The following is a 20,451-nucleotide window of genomic DNA, read 5'->3' on the forward strand; positions in this document are numbered from 1 at the left end:
CAGGGTCCAAGGCACCCAGGTTTCCCTGACTCGCTGGACGTGGGAGACTGAGGCACGAGGCGCGGGGCAGCAGGGCCGTGCCGGGGGGAGTGGGGCATGAAGATGCCCGAGAGCAACCTGGTGGCCGCGGTGGACCGCATGTCGCGGGCGCTGGAGCGGCTCGCGGCGGCACCGCCCGTGGTGGCGGTGCTGGAGGAGCTGCTGCGCCAAGCCTCCGCCACGCTGGGCGCGCCCGGTGCGTTCATCTGCTGGTGGGGTGACGCGGGCTGCCTGCGCACGCTCGTCACGCCGGATGTGCCCGAGGACCCCGCGGCCATCTGCGCCCAGCGGCTGCTGGAGCGCGCGCCCGGGCCTTCCGAGACGCCCCGGCCGTATGTCGCGGTGGACCTGGAAGCGGACGCGCTGCTGGCGGACGAGCCCGAGGCGCGGCGCCGGCTGGGCGCGGGGGCGCTCCTGTCGCTGCCCATCTTCTTCTCCGCGGGCCGGGGCGCCGCCGGGGTGCTGGTGGTGGTCTTCCGCGAGGCGCGGGGGATGACGGACGAGGACATCAAGCGCTTCGGCCTCTATGCGCGGCTGGCCGGGCTGGCGCTGGAGCGCGAGCGGATGGTGGAGAACACCCGCCAGTCCGTGCTGCAGGCGCGCGCGGAGGTGGAGCAGGCCGAGGTGCAGCGGCTCAGCCGCATCCAGACGGTGACGGAGGCCTTCGGCCGCGCGCTCACCCGTGACGAGGTGGCGCGCGTGGTGCTGGAGCTGGGCCTGCCCGCGGTGGGCGCGGTGGGTGGCATGGTGCACCTGCTCGACGCGGGCGGGACGGCGGTGGAGTTGACGGCGTCGGTGGGCGTGCCCGAGGAGCTGGTGGCGCCGATGCGCGTGCTGCCTCGGGGCGGGAAGGATTTGCCGGGCTACGAGGCGGTGCGCACGGGCGCGCCGGTGTGGCTGGAGAGCGCGGACGAGGTGCGCACGCGCTACCCGCGGCTGGCGCCGCTGGTGGCGTCGGGGCGGATGCGCTCGCTGGTGCTGCTGCCGCTGTACGTGGAGGGGCGCATCTTCGGGACGCTAGGCTTCGGCTTCGCGGAGGCGAAGCGGTTCTCCGCGCTGGAGCGGACGTCCATCACCGGGCTGGCGCGGCAGTGTGGCCAGGCGCTGGAGCGCTCTCGGCTGTACGAGCGCGAGCGCACCGCGCGGCTCCAGGCGGAGGCCGCGGGGCGGAGGCTGCGGCTGCTGGCGGATGCGAGCGCGCTGGTGGCGGGCTCGCTGGAGTGGGAGGAGACGGTGGCCGGCGTGGCGCGGCTGGCGCTGGGCACCTTCGCGGATGGGTGCACGGTGGACTCGTTCGAGGACGGCGTGGTGCGCCGGCTGGCGGTGCTGCACGCGGACGCCGCGCTGGCGCCGGGGGCGCTGGAGCTGATGCGCGCGGCGCCCGAGGCCCCGCACTCCACGCTGCTGGCGGAGGTGCTGGCCACCGGGCGCTCTCGGATGATGACGCGTGCTTCCGTGCAGGAGCCGAAGGCGCGCGCGGCGGGCGCGGAGCGGGCCTGGTCCGGTGAGGTGGGGCGTGCTCCGGGGGTAGAGGAGGCATGGCCGGGTGAGGTGGGGCGTGCGCCGGGGGCTGAGGCGGCGCGGCCGGTTGAGGTGGTACGTGCGCCGGGGGCTGAGGCGGCGCGGCCGGTTGAGGTGGTACGTGCGCCGGGAGCTGAGGCGGAGCGGGCCTGGTCCGGTGAGGTGGGGCGTGCTCCCGGCGTGGAGCAGCCCCAGGCCGGTGGGTCGACGCACGCTCCCGGCAGCGGAGAGGGCAGCACGGGTGAGGCGGCGCATCCCCGGGCTGTGGGCTCGCTCCTGCTGACGCCGCTGGTGGCACGCCAGCGCACGCTGGGAGCGCTCACCTTCGTTCGGGGCGAGGAGCAGCCGCCCTTCGACGACGCGGACCTGGCGCTGGGCGAGGAGCTGGCGGGGCGCGCCGCGCTGGCCATCGACAATGCGCGCCTGCTTCGCAAGGCCCGGGTGGCGGAGGAGGAGAGCCGGCGCAGCGCCGCGCGGCTCCACATCCTGGTGCAGGTCAGCCAGCTCATCGCGGAGGCGGGGCTGGACCTGCCCACCGTGCTGGACGTGCTGGCGCGCAAGGTGTCCGAGGCCATCGGCGACGCGTGCGTGCTGCAGCTCCTCTCGGCGGACCGGGAGCATCTGGAGGTCGTGTCCATCCACCACCCGGACCCGCAGGCGCGCGGCGTGCTGGAGGAGTCGCTGTGGCGCTGCCCGCCCCAGGTGGGCGAGGGGCTGTCGGGCCGCGTGGCCGCCACGGGGCAGACGCTCTTCGTGCCCCGCCTGACGGCGCAGGAGCTGCACGGCGAGCGGCTGCCGGAGTGCGTCTCCTTCCTGGAGCGGTACGGCCCCCAGAGCGTCATCATCGCGCCGCTGGGTGCTCGAGGCCGGGTGCTGGGGACGCTCGCGGTGATGCGCGAGGCGCAGGGGCGCGAGTACACGCTGGAGGAGCGCGCGCTGCTGGAGAGCCTGGCGGCCCGGGCGGCGCTGGCCATCGAAGACGCGCGGCTGTACGGCGCGGCGACCCAGGCCGTGAGGGCACGGGACGAGCTGCTGTCCGTGGCCGGCCACGAGCTGAAGTCCCCCCTCAACGCGCTCCAGCTTCAAATCCACCTGCTGGCGCGCATGGCCAAGGAGGCGATGGCGGCCAGCGGCCTGGCGGAGCGGGCGGAGAAGGCCGCGCGCGCGAGCCAGCGGCTGGGGCTGCTCATCGACGACCTGCTGGACGTGTCGCGCATCAGCGCAGGACGCCTGAGCCTCCAGTGCGAGGAGGTGGACCTGTCCGCCCTGGCGCGCGAGCTGGTGTCGCGCATGTCCGAGGAGCTGGTCCGCGCGGGCAGCGAGGTGCGGATGTCGCTGGACGGGCCGGTGACGGGACACTGGGACCGGCTGCGGCTGGAGCAGGTGCTGGTGAACCTGCTCTCCAACGCGGCGAAGTACGGCGCGGGCCGCCCGGTCATGGTGTCGGTGGACACGCAGGGCCCGGTGGCGCGGCTCGTCGTGCGGGACGAGGGCATCGGCGTGCCCCCGGAGGACCAGGAGCGCATCTTCGAGCGCTTCGAGCGCTCGGCCTCGGTGCAGCACTTCAAGGGGCTGGGGCTGGGGCTCTGGATTACCAAGCGCATCGTCGAGGCCCACGGCGGCTCCATCCGCGTGGAGAGCCAGCCGGGGGCGGGCTCCACCTTCACCGTGGAGCTGCCGCTCGGGGGCGGCCGGATATCTTCACCCAGGGATTGAAGAAACCTCGTTGCCGGCGGGCCCGGGTGTCGTTAAGTGGGAGCCGATGCCGAGGCCCAAGGGGAGCCGCAACCAGGACCATGAGGAGACCCGGCGCTCCATCCTGCGCGCGCTGCAGCGGCGGCTGCTGAGCCCAGGAGGCGCGACGGCCAGCTTCCGGGAGCTGGCGGCCAGCGCCGGGCTCAACCCCGCGACGCTGCGGCACTACTTCAAGACGCGCGAGGAGCTGCTCCAGGCCGTCTTCGCCGCCCTGCGCGAGGTGGGGGAGCGCTTCATCGCCGAGGGCGCCACCGCCGACAAAGGGGACGCTCGCGCCTCGCTGCGCTGGTTCCTGGAGTACTTCCAGGAGGGCTGGTCCCGCGGCCTCGGCCCCATGCACACCCTGGGGCTGACGGCCGGCCTCCTGGACCCGAGTGTGGGCGCGTCCTACCTCAACCAGGTGCTGGACCCGACCCTCCAGTCCGCGGAGGCGCGCATCGCCCTGCACGTGGCGAAGGGCGAGCTGGCCCCCTGCGACGTCCGCCACGCGGCCCTGCAGCTGGTGTCGCCCTTCATGTTCGCCCTGCTCCACCAGCACGGGTTGGAGGGGGCGCGGTGCCGCCCGCTCGGGCTGGCGGGGTTCCTCGACGACCACCTGGAGTGGTTCCTGCGGTCCCATGCCGTGCAGGGGGCCCGGCCCGCGAAGCCGCTCGCTGTGAAGAAGCAGGGCGCACGGCCGGTGCGGCGCACCCGCACCTAGGCTTTCGAGTGTCGGGTTTGTATCTGGAACCGGTTGGATGAGGATATCCGAGCCGGCGTGCGAATCCCGGTAACGTAATTTCCTCCTGGCCGTCCTGTGCCTTCGAACGGGCGGAAGCGGCCTGGAGGCACACCTTGATAGATGCAATCACCCGGGTTGGAGAATGGCGCTCGAGTCCCGGGTTCCTGGGGAGGGGCGTGCTCCTGGCCCTGCTGGCGCTGTGGCTCGCACCGGCGGGGGCCCTGGCGGCGGACGCGGACGCGGGCACCTCCGACGCGGGCACCGGCGTGCTCACCCGGCCCCCGGCGCTGAAGCGCCAGGTGGAGGCCCCCTATCCCCCCGAGGCGCTCCAGCAGCAGCTGTCCGGGACGGTGGTCCTCCAGGTGGACATCTCCGACACCGGCACCGTCACGGACGTCCAGGTGCTGGAGCCCGCGGGGCACGGCTTCGACGAGGCCGCCGTCGCGGCGGTGCGCCAGTTCGAGTTCGAGCCGGCCGAGGTGGACGGCGTGCCCGCCCCGGTGCGCATCAACTATGCGTACCAGTTCGTCTGGCGCGAGGCGCCCCCGGCCGAGGCGCCGTCGGACGGAGGCGTTGCGCAGGCGCCGGTCAACTTCAGCGGACAGGCGCTGGAGCGGGGCACCCGCAGGCCGCTGGAGGGCGCGGACGTGGCGCTGCCCGCGCTGGGGCTGTCGGCGGTGACGGACGCGGAAGGGCGCTTCTCGCTGCGCGGGGTGCCGCCGGGGACTCACGAGGTGGTGGTGGTGCTCACCGGCTACCAGCGCTTCGAGACGAAGGAGACGGTGGCGGAGGGACAGGAGACTCGCGCCACGTACTACGTCCGCAAGCGCATCTTCAGCCCCTTCGAGACGGTGGTGCGCAGCGAGCGCGAGCGCAAGGAGGTGACGCGCACCACGCTGCAGGTGGCCGAGGTGCAGCGCGTGCCCGGCACCCAGGGCGACACGCTGAAGGTGGTGCAGAACCTGCCCGGCGTCGCGCGCCCGGCCTTCAACGGCGGCGACATCATCATCCGCGGCACGGGCCCGCAGCAGTCCGGCGTCTACCTGGACGGGGTGCGCATCCCCCTGCTGTATCACTTCGGTGGCCTCAACAGCGTCTACAACTCCGACCTGCTGGAGTCGCTGGACTACCTGCCCGGCAACTTCCCGGCCGCGTACGGCAATGCGATTGGCGGCGTCATCGACGTGAAGAGCCGCGCGCCTCGCGACGACCGCTTCGGCGGTACCGCGTCGGTGAGCCTCATCGAGGCGAACGCGGTGCTGGAGCTGCCGGTGTCGAAGGACGTGAGCGTGGCGGTGGCGGGCCGGCGCAGCTACGTGGACGCGGTGCTGGGGCTGGCGCCCGAGGAGGTCACGGACGGCTTCCGCGTGGCGCCCCGCTACTACGACGCGCAGGCCCGCGTGGAGTGGCGCGTGTCGTCCCGGCACACGGTGGACTTCCTCACGCTCACCTCGGATGACCAGCTGGGGCTCGTCTCCGAGCGGCCGGACGATGACGACCCGGCTGCCTCTGGCGAGTTCAAGCTGCGCACCGGCTTCACCCAGCTGCGGCTGCGCCACCGCTACCGGGGCGACAAGCTCCGCCTGGACACGATTGGCATGTACGGCTGGGGCATCGTCCTGGTGAACCCGCCAGGGCCCGGTGGCATCGACCTGCGCTACCGCGAGGGGACGCTGCGCACCACCGCCGAGTACCCGCTGTCCGACGCGGTGACGCTGGCGGGCGGCCTGGACATCTCCGCCCAGCGCGCGCGGCTGTCCTCCGAGTCGTCCACCACGCCGTCCCGCGAGGGCCAGCCCGAGCTGCCCGACGCAGTGCAGACGCGCACGCGCGTGGAGAGCAAGCGCGCGCTCCAGTACTACCCGGCCACCTGGGTGGAGGCGCGGCTGAAGCCGGTGCCGCAGTTGCTGCTGGTGCCAGGGCTGCGCTCGGAGTCGTACGTGTACTCGGACCAGGAGGACCCGCGCCGGGTGCTGAGTCCGCGACTGGCCGCGCGCTACACGCTCAGCGAGCAGTGGGCCCTCAAGGGCGGCGCGGGCCTGTACCACGTGTTCCCCACGCGCGGAGAGCCCACTCGCGAGCTGGGCAACCCGGAGCTGCTCGCCGAGCGCAGCCTGCAGACGAGCCTGGGCGCGGAGTGGAAGCCGTCGCAGGAGTGGTTCGTGTCGGCGGAGGGCTTCTACAACCGGCTCAGCCAGCTCGTCGTCGGCTCCAGCCGCACGGTGGAGCGGGGCGGGCAGCCGGTGCCCGAGCGGCTCAACAACGACGGGCGCGGCAACGTGTACGGCGCGGAGTTGCTGGTGCGGCGCGCGCTGACGGACAGGCTGTTCGGGTGGCTGGCGTACACGGTGAGCCGCTCGGAGCGCGTGGACCGGCCCGGCGCGGCGTCACGGTTGTTCGACAACGACCAGACGCACGTGCTGACGCTGGTGGGCTCGTACAAGCTGCCGGGCGGCTGGGAGGTGGGGGCGCGCTTCCGCTACGCGTCGGGCAACCCGACGACGCCCGTGGTGGGCTCGGTGCGCGATGACGTGGCCGACATCTACGTGCCCTTCTTCGGCGCCACCAACAGCGAGCGGCTGCCGGCGTTCCACCAGCTCGACGTGCGCGTGGACAAGACGTGGGTCTACGAGCGGTGGAGCCTCAACCTCTTCCTCGACCTGACCAACGCGTACAACCGCGCGGCCTTCGAGGGCGTCACCTACAGCTACAACTACAGCCAGCGGGAGTACTTCCGCGGGCTGCCCATCCTGCCCGTGCTGGGCGTCAAGGGGAGCTTCTAGTCATGGGCGTGCTCCAGGAGTTCTCGTGGGCTCGTGCCGCCGTGCTGGCGGTGGGGTTGGTGGCTTCCGGGTGTGACAACGACCTGGAGAAGCAGAGCCAGGTGACGCGGGTGCGGGTGCTCGCGGTGCGGGCCACGCCCGCGGAGTGGGTGCTGCCTCCGGAGGGCGGTGCGCCGCAGTCGCTGGGGTTGGAGGCGCTCGCGGTGGCGCCGGATGCGCGGCCGCTCACGGTGACCTTCGCGCTGTGCCGTCCGGGCAATGTGTACGCGGCGGACTTCCAGTGCCCGGGCCGGGATGGGGTGGAGCTGGCTGGCGGAGTGCTCTCGCCGGATGCGCCCGAGGTGGAGGCGCTGCTGGAGCAGATGCTCGGCGGGACGGACGTGAGCGACCCGGCGGTGCGCTCACGCCTGGAGGCGGGGGTGCCGTTCTACGTGGGGTACGAGGTGAGTGATGGCAGCGGCACACCCGAGGGCGGCGAGCGGGGGCTGCGGCGGCTGACCGCGCGACTCACCGATGCGCCCAACCAGAATCCCCGGGTGACCGACGTGCTCTATCAGGGCGAGTCCCTCGTGGGCCCGCTGCCCGTGGGCACGGAGGTGGCGCTCACGCCGGTGCTCGCCGAGGACAGCCAGGAGCGCTACCCGGGCCCGCAGGGCGAGGTGACGGAGGCGGTCTCCTTTGCCTGGCATGCGACGGGCACGGGCGAGGTGGAGTTCTTCCGCTCGGTGCTGCCCGCCGAGGGCGAGCCCGGTGAGCCCGGCACCGAGTACACCACGCCCGCCACGCCCCAGCAGGTCACGCTCTACGTGGTGGCGCGAGACGGGCGCGGTGGCACCGACTGGCTCGTGCGCACCGTCGAGGTGCGCTGAAGCGGCGCGGACGGGTCTTCTTCCTCACGTGGTCTTCACTGAAGCGGATTTCGAAGGGATGGGGTTCTCATGATGCAGTCGTCAGTCTTTGTGCTCGGACAGATGGCCCCGGGCGCGGAAGGCCTGGGGTGGTTGAGCAGCAAGCTGCTCGGCGTGACGCTCACCTCCGCCGAGTGGGTGCTGTGGATTCTCGTCGTCCTCTCGGTGCTCTCCATCGCCATCATGCTGGAGCGGACGGTGTACTTCGCCCGCAACCGGCTGCCGGACTCGGAAGGGCTCGCGGTGCGCCTGGCGCGCGGCGACTTCGACGCGGCCCGCAAGGCGGTGGAAGGCAGGAGCGGCATGGAAGCCGCCGTCGTGCGCGAGGCGCTGGCATCCACCCCGCAGGGCGCGGACACCGTGGAGCAGGTGATTGCCTCCACCATGGCGCGCGAGCGTCCGCAGTACGAGCGCTTCCTGTCGTTCCTCGGCACCCTGGGCAACAACGCTCCGTTCATCGGCCTGTTCGGCACGGTGCTCGGCATCATCAAGGCCTTCAACGACCTGGGGAAGATGGGCGGCAAGGGCGCGGCGATTCAACAGACGGTCATGGCCGGCATCTCCGAGGCGCTGGTGGCCACGGCCGTGGGCCTCGCGGTGGCGATTCCGGCGGTGGTGGCCTTCAACATCTTCAACCGCCAGCTCAAGACGCTCACCAGCCGCGCCAATGCGCTGGGCCATGCGCTCGTGGGCAGCCTGCGCGCGGAGGCTCGTTAGTCATGGCCGGTAGCGCGCAGGACAACGAAGAGGAAATCACCGGTATCAACGTCACGCCGCTGGTGGACATCGTGCTGGTGCTGCTCATCATCTTCATGGTGACCGCCAACTTCATCGTCCGCGAGACGGTGGAGGTGGACCTGCCCCGCGCCGCCAACGGGGGCGAAACCGTGCAGGGCCTGGTCAACGTGGTGCTCGACAAGGACGGCAAGCTCTTCTTCGACGGCACCGAACTGAGCGAGGCGGAGCTGTCCGCGAAGGTCGCCGAGCAGGTGGCCAAGGACAAGGACACCCGCGCCATCATCAGCGCCGACCAGTCCATTCCCTACGGCCGCGTCATGAAGCTCATCGACGTGGTGAAGGGCCAGGGCATCGCGAAGTTCGCCCTCAATATCGAAAAGGACGTCGCGCCCACCGCGCCGCGGGGCTGACGCGAACCCATGAGTGAGATGGTGCTCGACGACAGGGCGTGGGAGCCGCCCAGGCGCGGTGGCAACGGGCTGCTGGTGGGCTTCGTGGTCGGCTCGCTCACGCTGCACGGGCTGGGACTGGCGATGCTGCACCTGCGACCCGCGGAGCGACCCACGGTGCAGCGACCGGTGGAGCTCGTCATGGTGGAGGTGCGGAAGCCGCCTCCGCCGCCGCCCGTGGTGGAGGAGCCGAAGCCCGAGCCGCCTCCGCCGCCCAAGGTGCGCGTGAAGCCTCCTCCCATCAAGGTGGCCGAGGCGCCCAAGCCGCTGCCGCCTCCGCCGGTGGACGCGCCACCTCCGCCCAATGAGACGCCTCCGCCGGCCGCGAAGCCGGCGCCACTGGTGGTGGGCATGACGATGTCCTCCACCACCAGCGCGGGCAGCTTCGCGGCGCCGGTGGGCAACACGCTCTATGGCCGCACGGCGGACAAGGCGAAGGCGCCCCAGGAGGTGAAGGCGTACAGCGCGCCGAAGTACACGCCCATCTACCAGGTGGACCGGGAGCCCCAGCTGGCCAACGAGGTGAAGATTCCCTACCCGGACGAGGCGCGCCGGGCAGGCATCGAGGGCACGGTGACGCTGTCCATCACCGTGGACCTGGACGGGAAGGTGGTGGCCGCCAAGGTGCTCAATGGGCCCGGCCATGGCCTCAACGAGGCGGCGCGCAACGCCATCCTCCGCTTCCGCTTCCGTCCCGCCCTCAAGGCCGGTGAGCCCGTCTCCACGGAGATGAAGTACTCCTACACGTTCCTGCTCGACTGAGGCGTCGCTCTGTACTTCAAGGGCTATTTGTCTCCACGCGCATGCGCTGACGGTGTACGTCGGCATCGAGGAGCGGGCGAAGGCATTCACCGGAACAGGTGCGGAGCATGCAGAAGACTCGCGGTTCCTGGTGGCTGCTCGTTGCTTCATGCCTGCTCACCGCTTGCGCTCCTTCGCATCCGGTCCTTCGCGCGTGGGAGGAGGCAGCGCCTGCCGCCGGTTGTGAAGCGCCGGAGCTGGACTCGTGCGTGACGCTCGCATGCGAGGAGGCGCTGTGCGGCTTCTTCCGCTGTGAGGACGTGCTGGTCGAGGACTCATCCCGCTTCGAGGTGGAGCGGGTGCAGTTCGCGAGGCCTCTTCCTCCCATGGGGCCTGTGCGGCCCGGACGTGTGAGGCGATAGTCGCCCTGGCTGCGCAGTGGCGCCGAGCCAGTGATGACGTTCCAATGGTACGCGGCGTCCCAGCCGCGTCCCCTGCCTCCGCGACCGCCCCTTGCACTGCCGGCGCCGCGCATGCAGAAGCACCACCTCTTCCCTCAGGCGGAGGACCTGGCCCTGTGGTTCAAGAGCCGTGGCATCAACATCCACGACTACACCATGCTCATTCCGGAGCATGTCCACCGACGCATCCATTCTGGAGGACCCATGGGCGGTCTATGGAACGAGGCCTGGCGGGAGTTCAAGGATGCCAACCGCTACAGGACCGTGCCTCGTGAGGAAATCTACCAACACGTTGGGGTGCTCATCTTTCGCTTCGAGCTGAGTGGGCCCGTACAGCCCTACTTCCGGCGGCTCCAGTGAAGTTCTTGGTCCAAGGGGAGAGACGAAAGTGAAGTTCTACCGAGCACGACGTGACCCGTCGGCGCCTCACTCTGGCAACCTGAGCGGAATCTACAAATGGTACCTGCCACCGGTGCTCGACTGTCCCGGTTGTGGCCCCGGGGTTTTTGGAACCGATACGTTCCGGTACCCGTGCGTGGACCTGACCGGGCTCCCGAATCTGCGGGAGTTCGAGGACCCATCTCCCCGGCCACTCGAAGTGTATCTGCGCTTGCGCGAGCAGGTACTCCCGCAGCTTCCGCCAGGAGCGGTGCTGGGACCGGGAACGGCCCTGGGGCCGATGGTTGGACGCGCCTCGGGAAGCTTCGGACCCCTCTTCATGCATGACCCCGGTCATCTCGAGATACGTCGCGAAGCCTTGGCGCAACTGCAGGAAGCGGGCGTCCGGGGGCTGCGAGGCTGCCCCACGGAACTGCGCTTCCGGGGTAAGAGCCCACCGGAGTTGCTGGAGCCGCAGCTGGAGATTCGCGGCGAGCTCCACCGTGACTGCCTGCCCGCCGATGCGAAGACGTGCGAGCGCTGTGGCTCGAAGAACTACAGCCTCCCGGACCCGCCCATCCTCGACGCCGCTACGCTGCCTGGCGAGGTGGACCTGTTCCGTCTCGCCGGCTGGTCCTCGCTCATCATCGCCACCGAGCGCTTCGTCGACGCCGTGAAGCGCCTGGGACTCGACGGCGTCGTGTTCCGCGAAGTCCAGATGCGCTGACACCGCGTGTGCGCCGCGCGCTCGCCACCGTACACCTCCTGGACAGCCCGAGCCCGCTGCGCTCTGTTGCTTCCGCCATGACGCACGCCTTCCTCCGCCTGGCCCTGCTCGCCGCCGTGCTGGGGACACTCCCGCTCGGATGTCGCCACGCTCCCGAGAACCGGCCCACGCACGACGATGACCGGGACGGCGTCCTCAACGCCGACGACGCCTGTCCCGACGCTCGCGGCCCCGCCGACACGCGTGGCTGCCCGCCGAAGGACACGGACGGCGACGGCGTGGACGACTCCGCCGACGCGTGCCCTCGCCGCGCCGGCCCCACACACCGCGCGGGCTGCCCCGCACGCGACGTGGACGACGACAGCGTGGAGGACGCGAGCGATGACTGCCCGCGCGTGGCCGGCGTGCTGGAGCGCAAGGGCTGCCCCGTGCAGGACCTGGACCGGGACGGCGTGGAGGGCGCGGCCGACAAGTGTCCGGAAGAGGCCGGTCCTGCTGCCCGCGAGGGCTGCCCCGAGAAGGACGCCGACAGCGATGGCGTCCCGGACGCCGTCGATGCCTGTCCCCAGGAGGAGGGCTTCGCCTCCCTGCGCGGCTGCCCCGAGCGCGACCGGGACGGAGACTCCGTGGCCGACCACCGCGACAACTGCCCCCGCGAGCGAGGCATCCCCGACAACCAGGGCTGCGCGCCCCAGCCCCGGCAGCTCGTCATCATCCGCCACGACCGGCTGGAGCTGCTGGACCGCATCGCCTTCGACGTCGGCACCGCCACCCTCCAGAAGCGCTCGCTCCCGCTGCTCGACAACGTGGCCCGCGTGCTCCTCGCCCACCCCGAGCTCGACCGCGTCACCGTGGCGAGCCACACCGACAACCGCGGCGACCCGAACGCCAACCGCACCCTCACCCAGTCCCGCGCGGACGTCGTGCGCGAGTACCTGCTGGGGCAGGGCGTACCCCCGGAGCGCCTGGAGGCCCGGGGCTTCGGACCCGACCAGCCCATCGAGTCGAACGAGACCTCCCAGGGCCGCGAGGCCAACCGCCGCGTGGAGTTCCTCCTCCCGCCACCCCCCGGCACCCGGCCCCGGCGCCCGAGGGCCCCGGTCCGCTGAACAGCGCTCCGCCTCCGGCGGAGGTGCCCCCCTGCCTCCTCCCCGCACCCTGGAGTACGCTTCCCGTCCATGAGTGCTTCGAGCCCCCTCTTCGGTGATCTGCTGCTCAAGCTGGGAATCGTCACTCCCAGCCAGGTGCAGGAGGCCCTCGCCCTCCAGGCCCTCACCGGCCAGCGCGTGGGCGAGGCCCTCATCTCCCTGGGCTACGTCACGCGGGAGCAGATTCAGGACGCCCTGGGCGAGGCGCTCGGCCTGCACCAGGACAAGAGCCCCCTCCAGCCCGCGCTGGGGGAGCTGCTCGTGGGGCTGAAGTACGTGACGCTCGCGCAGCTCGAGGAGGCGCTCGCCCGCCAGCGCCGCGACGGCCGCAAGCTGGGCGAAATCCTCGTGGAGCTGGGCCACTGCACCTACAAGCAGATCTACGAGGGGCTCGGCCTGCAGAACCGCATCGCCGGCCGCCAGGAGGCCCCGCGCCCCTTCATCGACGGCCGCCGCCGGGTGGTGGTGGTGGACGACAGCCCGCTGGCCTGCGCCTTCGTGCAGGAGGGGCTCGTCGCCCTGGGCTACGAGGTCCTCTGCTACCAGGACCCGTTCGAGGCCCTGGAGGGCATGAGCCGCCTGCAGCCGGCCATCGTCCTCAGTGATTTGGAGATGCCCGGCCTGGACGGCGTGGAGCTGTGCCGCCGGCTGAAGGAGGGCCCCAGCCGCGGCGTGCCCGTCATCATCCTTACCGCGAACGACCGCGAGGCCGAGCGTGTGCGCGGCCTGCGCGCCGGCGCGGACGACTACGTCAACAAGTCCGCCTCCATGGACGAGCTGGCCGCGCGAATCGAGAGCGTGGTGCGGCGCACCGGCGAGACGGAGCGCATGCGCAAGCTGTTCGCGCGCTACACCTCCGACGCGGTGGTGGACGAAATCCTCAAGAGCGCGGACGCGGTGGTGCTCACCGGTGAGAAGCGCGAGGTGACGGTGCTGTTCGCCGACATCCGCAACTTCACCGGCCTGGCGGAGAGCCTGCCGCCAGAGCAGGTCGTCGGGGTGCTCAACTCCGTGCTCAGCCGGCTGTCGGACGCGGTGTTCACCTGCGGCGGCACGCTGGACAAGTTCCTCGGCGACGGGCTCATGGCCGTCTTCGGCGCGCCGGTGGCCCGCACGGACGACGCGCTGCGCGCGCTCCAGTGCGCGAAGATGATGATGGACGCCATGGCGGACCTGCGCATCGAAGCCGAGGCGGAGTGGGCCGCCAACGGGCGCGAGGGCCGGCCGCTGGTGCTGGAGCTGGGCATCGGCATCAACTCGGGCGTGGTCGTGGCCGGCAACATCGGCAGCACCGTGCGCGCCGAGTACACCTGCATCGGCGACGCGGTGAACGTCGCCGCGCGCCTGTGCGCCCTGGCCGGACCTGGGGAAATCCTGGTGGGCGAGCGCGCCCGCGAGCTGGTGAATGCCAACGAGACGGCCTTCGAGGACCTGCCGCCGGTGCGACTGAAGGGGAAACAGCAGCCGGTGCCGCTGTATCGCGCGCTATAAGGGCGCTCATGAGCACCCCCGCCGATGCCCAACCTCCGCCGTCCCGCCGCTCCCCCATCCTCTGGGTGGCGCTGGTGTTCGCGCTCGGCCTCCTGGTGGCAATCCTCGTGGGGGCGATGACGCGCTCGAAGGCCATCCACTCGGAGCGCATCCACCAGGACCTGGCGGTGCTCCAGGACGCGCTGGAGCGCTACCGCGCGGACGGCGGGCAGCTCCCCGAGGAGGCGGACCTGGAGGAGTTGCTGGTGCCGAAGTACCTGTCCTCGGTGCCGCTGGACCCGTGGGGCCGGCACTACCGCTACACCAGCAACGGCCAGCAGTTCTTCCTGGCGACCTTCGGGAAGAGCGACGACCGCGGCGGCAATGGCGAGGAGCAGGACCACACCAACACGGACGGACACCCCCAGCCGCCGGTGCGGTGACTCGCACGCGCCGCGAGCGGGCAGGCGGCTCACGAGTGCCAGGCCCGTGAGCAGGCCAGCGTGAAGGAGGGGCCCGCCGCCTGGTGGCGCCATGCCCATCTGTTCCCTCACGGGGTGAAGTGCAAACCCCGCTGAAGGAGGGCGGCCATGGCCATCGTCTGCGCAACGAACCTCTCCCCGGAGTCGCAGGACGCAGCGAACGTGGCGGCGGCGCTGGCGGGGCGGCTGGGTGAGCCCCTGCTGCTGCTCGGTGTCATGGATGGAGAGGCCCCCCTCGACGAGGGGCCGGATGCCCGCACCGCCTTCCAGAAGCGCCTGGATGCCGAGAGCACGCGGCTGGGCGGGCCCTCGGGGAGCGCGCGCTCCCGTCTGCTCACGAGCGCCTCGGCGGAGGAGGTGCTGAGCGACGAGGAGTGCCGGCGCGCACGCTGGGTGGTGGTGGCGGCGCAGGGGTGGCGCACCTCGTCCTGGCGGCGCGCCTCCGTGCCCGAGCGGCTGGCGCGGCACGCCTGCGCCCCGGTGCTGTCCGTGCGCCGCGAGTCGGCGCTGCTGGACTGGGCCCGGGGCCGCAGGCGGCTCCAGGTCCTGGCGGCGGTGGACCCGTGCTCGTCCACCTCCGAGTCCGCGGTGACGTTCCTGCGCGAGCTGCGCCGGGTGGGCCCGTGCGACGTGCTGGCCACCTACGTGTGCTCGCCGCTGGAGGAGCGCGAGCGGCTGGGCATCCACACGCCCGTGCACGTGGAGGTGCTGGATCCGTCCGTGCGCAGCATGGAGGCGCTGGACCCGGCGGTGGAGCGCGTGCTGCACCGGGAGCTGCACGGGCTGGTGGGGACGCTGGAGGGAGAGGGTGGCGTGGAGGTGGTGCTGGAGCCGGGCTATGGGCGGCCCGCGGACCACCTGCTGCACGTGGCGCACGGGCGCGGCGTGGACCTGGTGGTGGTGGGCATGCATCCCCGAGGCACGGTGAGCCGGCTGTGGCACGGCTCGGTGTCGGCGGGCGTGCTGCGGCGCGCGGAGCAGGCCGTGGCGTGCGTGCCCTCCAGCGTGCGGGAGCCGCGCAGGGCCACGCCTCCGCGCAGCGTGCTGGTGCCGGTGGACTTCTCCGAGGCCAGCACGCGCGCCATCTCCCAGGCGCGCACGCTGGTGGGGCCCGGCGGCCGCGTCCACCTGCTGCACGTGCACCGGCGGCGGGTGGGCGACGTGGGCTTCCAGGACCACTACGGCGTGCTGCCCGAGCCTCCGCGCGACAAGGTGCAGGTGCTGCAGCGGCTGTGGGGCCTCGTGCCTCGCGACGAGGGCGCGCAGGCGCTGCGCTGGAGCGTGGAGGGCGTCACCGGCGACGACGTGACGCAGGCCATCTGCCAGGCCACCGAGCGCGAAGGGGTGGACCTGGTGTGCGTGGCCACCTCGCACGGGCCCTCGCGCGAGCCGGATGCCCTCAAGGGCGCGGTGGCGCGCGAGCTGGTGGCGCGCTGCCGCCGGCCCGTCATGGTGGTGCCCACCGCGTAGAGGGAAGACGGGCGCCATCCAAGGTGGGCGCACCTGGGCCCACGTGAAAGGGCTTTCAGGTGGGTCTCCTGCTGATGGCCCGATAGGACAATGGGCCGTTGAAAGAGTGACCCGGTAGGGCGGTAGACTCCTGCAGCCACGATTTTCCAGACAGCAGGGGGTCATCCGGTGACACCGCGCGGTTATCGTGAAGAGGAACTGGTCAGCAATCGCTCGTCGCTGCTCATCCATGGCGGCACGGAGGAGGAACGCCGCTCCTGGGCCCAGGAGGCTGCACGCAACTTCGACGTGGAGTTGGTGGAGGTGAAACAGGCGGCGGACCTGCCCACCGCGCTGAGGCAACCCAACGGCGTGGTGTTCATCGCCGATGTGGCGAAGCTGGGGCGCGAGGCGCAGTTCGTCCTGCTGCGCTGCCTGCAGATGCAGGAGGAGCGCCCCAAGCTGGTGGTGGGCTTGTCCGGCGCGGCGGATGCGGCGCTGGCGCGCGGCACGCTGCGCGAGGACCTGCACTACCGCCTGCATCAGGCGCAGGTGGACCTGCAGAAGGACGGGCTGCGGGAGCTGCTGAAGCGGCGCTGGGCGGCGCAGGCCGAGCAGCTCGCGGCCAGGGCCGCCGCCGCGAAGGCCGCCGAAGAGAAGGCCCGCGCGCTGTTCGACCCGCGCAAGCCCGGCTCGGTGACTCGCATCGCGCCCAAGCGGAAGGCGGTCGCCTCGGCCTCGCGCAAGGCGGCACCGAGGAACGCGGTCCGCTGAGGCACTGGAAGCGACGGCGCCGGCCTGCTCCACGGGCGGCGCCGGGACATGGGACGCTCGGGAGGAAGCACGGCGCGCACCTCGGGTGGGCCCGGCCGCGAGACTTCCGTCCTCCGCACGTGGCGGCCGCCGGCTTCAGTGCCGGTGCTTCTGGCCGCGCTTCACCTTGAGCGGTGGGCGCTTCCTCGCGGCGCTCCGCTTCGCCGCGGCTTGCGTCGGCAGGCTCTTGCGTCCTGTCTCCCGGCTCGCGGTCTCCACTCCCTCACTGGAGGCTTCACGGGCCGGAGCCTTCCGGCGGGTCGCCGCTGTCTTCAAGGGCCGGGCGCTCTCGATGGCGCCCCGAGGTGTGACGGCCGCGCGCCGCAGCTCGGCGGCGGAGGGCGTGGTGCCGCTCAGGGCTCTGGAGGCCGTGGCGCTCACCGCCCGCCCGCTGTGAAGGCCCGAGGTCCGTGTGCCTTCGGCGCTCGTGCCACGTCCGCTCCGGGCGCCCGCGGCCCCGGCTTCCTGAGGACCTGCGCCACGCACATTCCGGGCGCCCGCGGCCCCGGCTTCGCGGACGCTCGTGCCACGTCCGCTTCGCGAGCCCGGAGGCCGCGTCTCCCTCGGGCTCGTGGCCCGGGCCGCTGCGCCCGTGGCTCCGGCGCGAGCGCGAGGGGGCCGGGTGCGTGGCTGGTCGCTCGGTGCCCGGTCCGGGGAAGGAGCGTGCTCACCGGTGACGGCCGCCCCCACACTGGCGGCGGCGGAGGCCACCTGCTCACGCACCGCCGTGAAGAGCGTCTCGCCGCGCGCGCCCGTCACGGAGTCGCGGGCCTTCGCGACGCGGCGCCCGAGCCCGCGGACACTCTCGAGCTTCGACTGGAGCGCGTCCACGGTGCGGACCGTCACGACGGCGGTCTCCACCAGCGCCAGCGCGCCCCGGGTGCCGGCCCGGAAGGCCACCCGCTTCATCCTGTCCACCAGTCCATGCCTGGCCGTCGTCATGTGGCACCTCTCGTACGGGGGAGTGTTCCGCGGATGCCGTCAAAGGTAGTCACCTGGGACCGCGCGTGAAGCGGCGCCGCCCGCCAGCAGGCTCTCCCCGTCAGCCCGCGCCACGGCGTACCGTCCCAGCCGCAGCCGCACCGCCACCCGAGGAGGACACGTGAAGCTGGAGCTCATCCAGGGAGACCTCACGAAGGTCGCTGCCGACGCCATCGTCAACGCCGCCAACAGCTCGCTGCTGGGCGGTGGCGGCGTGGACGGCGCCATCCACCGCGCCGCGGGCCCGGAGCTGCTGGCCGAATGCCGGTTGCTCGGAGGCTGTCCCACGGGCCAGGCGAAGCTGACGAAGGGCTACCGGCTCCCCGCGCGCCACGTCATCCACACCGTGGGCCCCGTCTGGCAGGGCGGCACCCACTCCGAGGAAGCGACGCTGGCGCGCTGCTACAAGAGCGTCTTCGCCCAGGTGCAGGCCCACGGCCTGCGCTCGGTGGCCTTCCCTTCCATCTCCACCGGACGCTTCGGCTTCCCCATCGACAGGGCCGCGCCCATCGCGGTGCGCGAAATCCGCGCGGCCTTCGCGCGGCTGCCCCAGCTCGAGAAGGTGACGGTGGTCCTCTTCTCTCCTTGGGATTTGGAGGCGTATCAGCGCGCCCTCTCCGCGGCCCCGGGGGAGAATGTGTGAACCGGGAAAACTGGGCTACAGTCGGGGCACAGCCATTCTCTTCCCGGAGCAAGACATGACGCAGGAGAACGCCAACAAGCCGAAGCGGGGCCTCAAGCGGCCCGTCGAGGTGGTTCGTGCGGAGCTGCTCAAGGACCCGGAGACCAAGAAGATCGCCGCGGCCGTGAGCATGAAGCTGGAGGACTACGTGGAGCTGGTCCTCAAGTACGCGCAGGACAAGGACAAGGAGCCCGAGATTGCCGTCATCTCGGACGAGGAGCTGAAGAAGAACGGCTTCAACCCCCTGTCCGCCGAGGAGGCCGCCAACATCCTCATCAAGGGCATGAAGGGCGAGCTCCCCGGCTCTCCTCCGGACTTCGAGGCGTCCAAGTTCACCCAGGACAAGTCCGCCGCCGGGAAGCCCTCGCTGACGGCGCCCCAGGGCCAGGCCCCCACGGGTCCGCAGGACGCCGAGGCCCAGAAGGCCCTGCAGGATCAGCTCAAGCGCGGCGGGAGCGGCGGTAACCGCGCGTAACGAGGTACCGAGGGGGGCTGGGCCGGAAGTGAAATTCAGCCGGAAAATCACGAGGAAACAATTCGGCTGGCTCCCCGAGAATCCTTTCGAGCTTCAACTCCGGCAAAAATCTCCCTCAAACTTCCAAGAATTCCAGGGGTACTACCATGGGCGGCATTGGCAAGATCATCAGCAAGGTCACCGATACGGTTGGCAAGGTCGCGCAGACGGTCAGCAAGGTCGCTGGCGGCATCGCCAACATCGCTGGCAAGGCGATGGAGTTCCTGAAGAAGCCGGTGAGCGAGGTGGTTGCCCCGATTGCCAAGTTCGTGGGCGAGAAGGTCGGCAAGCTCCCCTTCCTGGGCAAGTTCCTCGGCCCCATCGCCGAGAACCTGCTGAAGCAGGGCGCGACGTCCCTGCTGGGCGAGGGTCCCCTGGGCGGCATCGGCTTCCTGTCGAAGCTGGCCCCCAAGCTGGAGGACATCACCAAGATTGCCGAGGCCGTCAAGAAGGGCGCGGACAAGGTTGGCGCGTTCACCAACAACCCGATTGGCCTCGAGAACTTCCAGAACATCATCGCCCAGAACCACGCCCGCTTCGTGGAGTGAGTTCCCGCGCCCCTGGCGCGACAGTGCAGCAAGCCCGAGGGCCGGTCCTCCGCGAAACGCGGGGCCGGCCCTCCGGCGTTGCGGGGTGCCTCTGGCGTGCTTCGCCCGTGAGCGCAGGCGGTGTCACGGGTGCCCCAGGTGGATCACCCGCCCGCCATCGACTCCGCGCGGCCGGGAAGGCAAGGCCGCGAGGCCCCGGAGCCGCGAATGCTGCGGGCGAATCCGCGGGCTGGAGGTGCGCTCAGCGTCTCGGTGGTGCGGGTGGAGCCGCCCGGCGGCGCTCTCGGCGTCTCGGTGGTGCGGGCGGATCCGCAGGCCGGCGGCCCTCTCAGCGTCTCGGTGGATGAGAGGATGATCCGTGTCGCGGAGGCCCCACGTGCTCCGGAGCGCTCCGTTCGGCCTGGCCTTCAGCGCTCTTCGCGGGCCAGGCGCCGGGTGTCGTCGAGGAGGCGGGAGGTGGCCTCGTCGTCGGCGCTGTCGTAGTAGCCGCGAATCTGCCCTTCAGGGTCCACGAGCACGAAGTGGGTGCCGTGGAAGATGGAGAGCAGGTCATCCTCGGCGGCGCCGGCCTCGCGGCCCATGCTGACCTTGAAGCCCTGGACGATGGTGGCCTTGAGCTGCTCGTAGTCGCCGGTGAGGAAGCTCCACCGGGAGAAGTCGGCGCCGTGGCGCTGGCCGTACTCGGCGAGGCGCTCGGGGGTGTCGTACTTCGGGTCGACGGAGAAGGACACGAGCTGGAGCCCGGCTCCGAAGGACGTGGTGCGCTCCTGCACGCCGACCATCTTCCGCGTGAAGGCGGGGCAGATGGTGGGGCAGCGCGTGAAGATGAAGTTGGCCACGTAGGGCCGGCCCCGGAGCTGGCCGCTGCCGAAGGGCTGGCCGTCATGGCGGGTGAAGGTGAACTCCGGCAGGGCGCCGAGCTGCGGCAGCGGAACGCTCCGGTCCTTCAGCAGGGTGGCACCCGTGGCGGCCGCGCTGCCGAGCGCGACGATGGCGAGCCCGGCCCAGAAGCCGGGGCGCTGCGTCAGGCGGACCTGGGGGGCCGCGATGGGGGAGTCAGCGGACATGGGCCCGGAGGTAACGGAAGCCGGAGGGCGGCACAAGCGGTGGGGGGCCCCCTGCGACATCATGGCTACTCCAGGG

18 protein-coding genes and 1 pseudogene are annotated in these 20,451 nt (G+C 71.6%); 17 read left to right on the forward strand and 2 right to left on the reverse strand.

The genetic code is table 11. The annotated features are described in order from the left end of the window. Window positions 1-96 precede the first annotated feature (96 nt). The 14 genes and pseudogenes from LXT23_RS07770 (at window position 97) to LXT23_RS07835 (ending at window position 16,544) form a co-directional block, all read left to right on the forward strand. Complete coding sequence (locus tag LXT23_RS07770) at window positions 97-3,276, forward strand: sensor histidine kinase (protein ID WP_253979422.1); 3,180 nt, start codon at window positions 97-99, stop codon at window positions 3,274-3,276. A gap of 46 nt (window positions 3,277-3,322) precedes the next feature. Continuing rightward, window positions 3,323-4,015, forward strand: a complete 693-nt coding sequence (locus LXT23_RS07775) for a TetR/AcrR family transcriptional regulator (protein WP_253979423.1) — start codon at window positions 3,323-3,325, stop codon at window positions 4,013-4,015. A gap of 197 nt (window positions 4,016-4,212) precedes the next feature. Further along, window positions 4,213-6,819: a TonB-dependent receptor gene (locus tag LXT23_RS07780; protein ID WP_253979424.1), complete on the forward strand. Its 2,607-nt coding sequence runs from the start codon at window positions 4,213-4,215 to the stop codon at window positions 6,817-6,819. A gap of 2 nt (window positions 6,820-6,821) precedes the next feature. Further along, window positions 6,822-7,688 carry a hypothetical protein gene (locus LXT23_RS07785; RefSeq protein WP_253979425.1) on the forward strand — a complete coding sequence of 289 codons (867 nt, stop codon included), beginning with the start codon at window positions 6,822-6,824 and terminating at the stop codon, window positions 7,686-7,688. 72 nt (window positions 7,689-7,760) lie between these two features. Continuing rightward, complete coding sequence (locus LXT23_RS07790) at window positions 7,761-8,444, forward strand: MotA/TolQ/ExbB proton channel family protein (RefSeq protein ID WP_253979553.1); 684 nt, start codon at window positions 7,761-7,763, stop codon at window positions 8,442-8,444. Window positions 8,445-8,446: 2 nt separating this feature from the next. Then, window positions 8,447-8,875 carry an ExbD/TolR family protein gene (locus LXT23_RS07795; protein ID WP_253978240.1) on the forward strand — a complete coding sequence of 143 codons (429 nt, stop codon included), beginning with the start codon at window positions 8,447-8,449 and terminating at the stop codon, window positions 8,873-8,875. Window positions 8,876-8,884: 9 nt separating this feature from the next. Continuing rightward, window positions 8,885-9,676, forward strand: coding sequence for an energy transducer TonB (locus LXT23_RS07800; protein ID WP_253979426.1), 792 nt, complete (start codon window positions 8,885-8,887; stop codon window positions 9,674-9,676). Between the two features lie 107 nt (window positions 9,677-9,783). Continuing rightward, a pseudogene (gene sitA6, locus LXT23_RS07805) lies at window positions 9,784-10,476 on the forward strand (SitA6 family polymorphic toxin lipoprotein). 28 nt (window positions 10,477-10,504) lie between these two features. Then, the gene (sitI6, locus tag LXT23_RS07810) at window positions 10,505-11,221 is read left to right on the forward strand and encodes a SitI6 family double-CXXCG motif immunity protein (RefSeq protein ID WP_253979427.1); all 717 of its coding nucleotides are present in this window, start codon (window positions 10,505-10,507) and stop codon (window positions 11,219-11,221) included. Window positions 11,222-11,298: 77 nt separating this feature from the next. After that, window positions 11,299-12,330: an OmpA family protein gene (locus LXT23_RS07815; RefSeq protein ID WP_253979428.1), complete on the forward strand. Its 1,032-nt coding sequence runs from the start codon at window positions 11,299-11,301 to the stop codon at window positions 12,328-12,330. Window positions 12,331-12,399: 69 nt separating this feature from the next. Then, the gene (locus tag LXT23_RS07820) at window positions 12,400-13,860 is read left to right on the forward strand and encodes an adenylate/guanylate cyclase domain-containing protein (protein WP_253979429.1); all 1,461 of its coding nucleotides are present in this window, start codon (window positions 12,400-12,402) and stop codon (window positions 13,858-13,860) included. 8 nt (window positions 13,861-13,868) lie between these two features. Beyond that, the gene (locus LXT23_RS07825) at window positions 13,869-14,282 is read left to right on the forward strand and encodes a type II secretion system protein GspG (protein ID WP_253979430.1); all 414 of its coding nucleotides are present in this window, start codon (window positions 13,869-13,871) and stop codon (window positions 14,280-14,282) included. Between the two features lie 147 nt (window positions 14,283-14,429). Further along, window positions 14,430-15,791, forward strand: coding sequence for a universal stress protein (locus LXT23_RS07830; RefSeq protein WP_253979431.1), 1,362 nt, complete (start codon window positions 14,430-14,432; stop codon window positions 15,789-15,791). Window positions 15,792-15,959: 168 nt separating this feature from the next. Further along, window positions 15,960-16,544: a Fis family transcriptional regulator gene (locus LXT23_RS07835; protein ID WP_253979432.1), complete on the forward strand. Its 585-nt coding sequence runs from the start codon at window positions 15,960-15,962 to the stop codon at window positions 16,542-16,544. 135 nt (window positions 16,545-16,679) lie between these two features. Here the strand turns inward: LXT23_RS07835 and LXT23_RS07840 are convergent, their stop codons facing one another. Continuing rightward, window positions 16,680-17,525 (reverse strand): hypothetical protein, encoded by an 846-nt coding sequence (locus tag LXT23_RS07840; RefSeq protein WP_253979433.1) that lies wholly within the window; start codon window positions 17,523-17,525, stop codon window positions 16,680-16,682. A gap of 160 nt (window positions 17,526-17,685) precedes the next feature. On the opposite strand from LXT23_RS07840, the gene LXT23_RS07845 reads away from it, so the two are divergent. The 3 genes from LXT23_RS07845 to LXT23_RS07855 all read left to right on the forward strand — a co-directional run bounded on the left by LXT23_RS07845 (window position 17,686) and on the right by LXT23_RS07855 (window position 19,308). Then, window positions 17,686-18,207: an O-acetyl-ADP-ribose deacetylase gene (locus tag LXT23_RS07845; protein ID WP_253979434.1), complete on the forward strand. Its 522-nt coding sequence runs from the start codon at window positions 17,686-17,688 to the stop codon at window positions 18,205-18,207. A 55-nt stretch (window positions 18,208-18,262) separates the two neighbouring features. Beyond that, entirely contained in the window at window positions 18,263-18,721 is a 459-nt protein-coding gene (locus tag LXT23_RS07850; RefSeq protein WP_253979435.1) for a hypothetical protein, read from the forward strand. 146 nt (window positions 18,722-18,867) lie between these two features. After that, window positions 18,868-19,308, forward strand: a complete 441-nt coding sequence (locus LXT23_RS07855) for a hypothetical protein (protein ID WP_253979436.1) — start codon at window positions 18,868-18,870, stop codon at window positions 19,306-19,308. A gap of 407 nt (window positions 19,309-19,715) precedes the next feature. On the opposite strand, the gene LXT23_RS07860 is transcribed toward LXT23_RS07855, so the two are convergent. Continuing rightward, window positions 19,716-20,375, reverse strand: a complete 660-nt coding sequence (locus LXT23_RS07860) for an SCO family protein (RefSeq protein WP_253979437.1) — start codon at window positions 20,373-20,375, stop codon at window positions 19,716-19,718. Window positions 20,376-20,451 lie beyond the last annotated feature (76 nt).

Origin of the sequence: Pyxidicoccus xibeiensis (genome assembly GCF_024198175.1) — a bacterium.
GTDB classification, from domain to species: Bacteria; Myxococcota; Myxococcia; order Myxococcales; family Myxococcaceae; genus Myxococcus; species Myxococcus xibeiensis.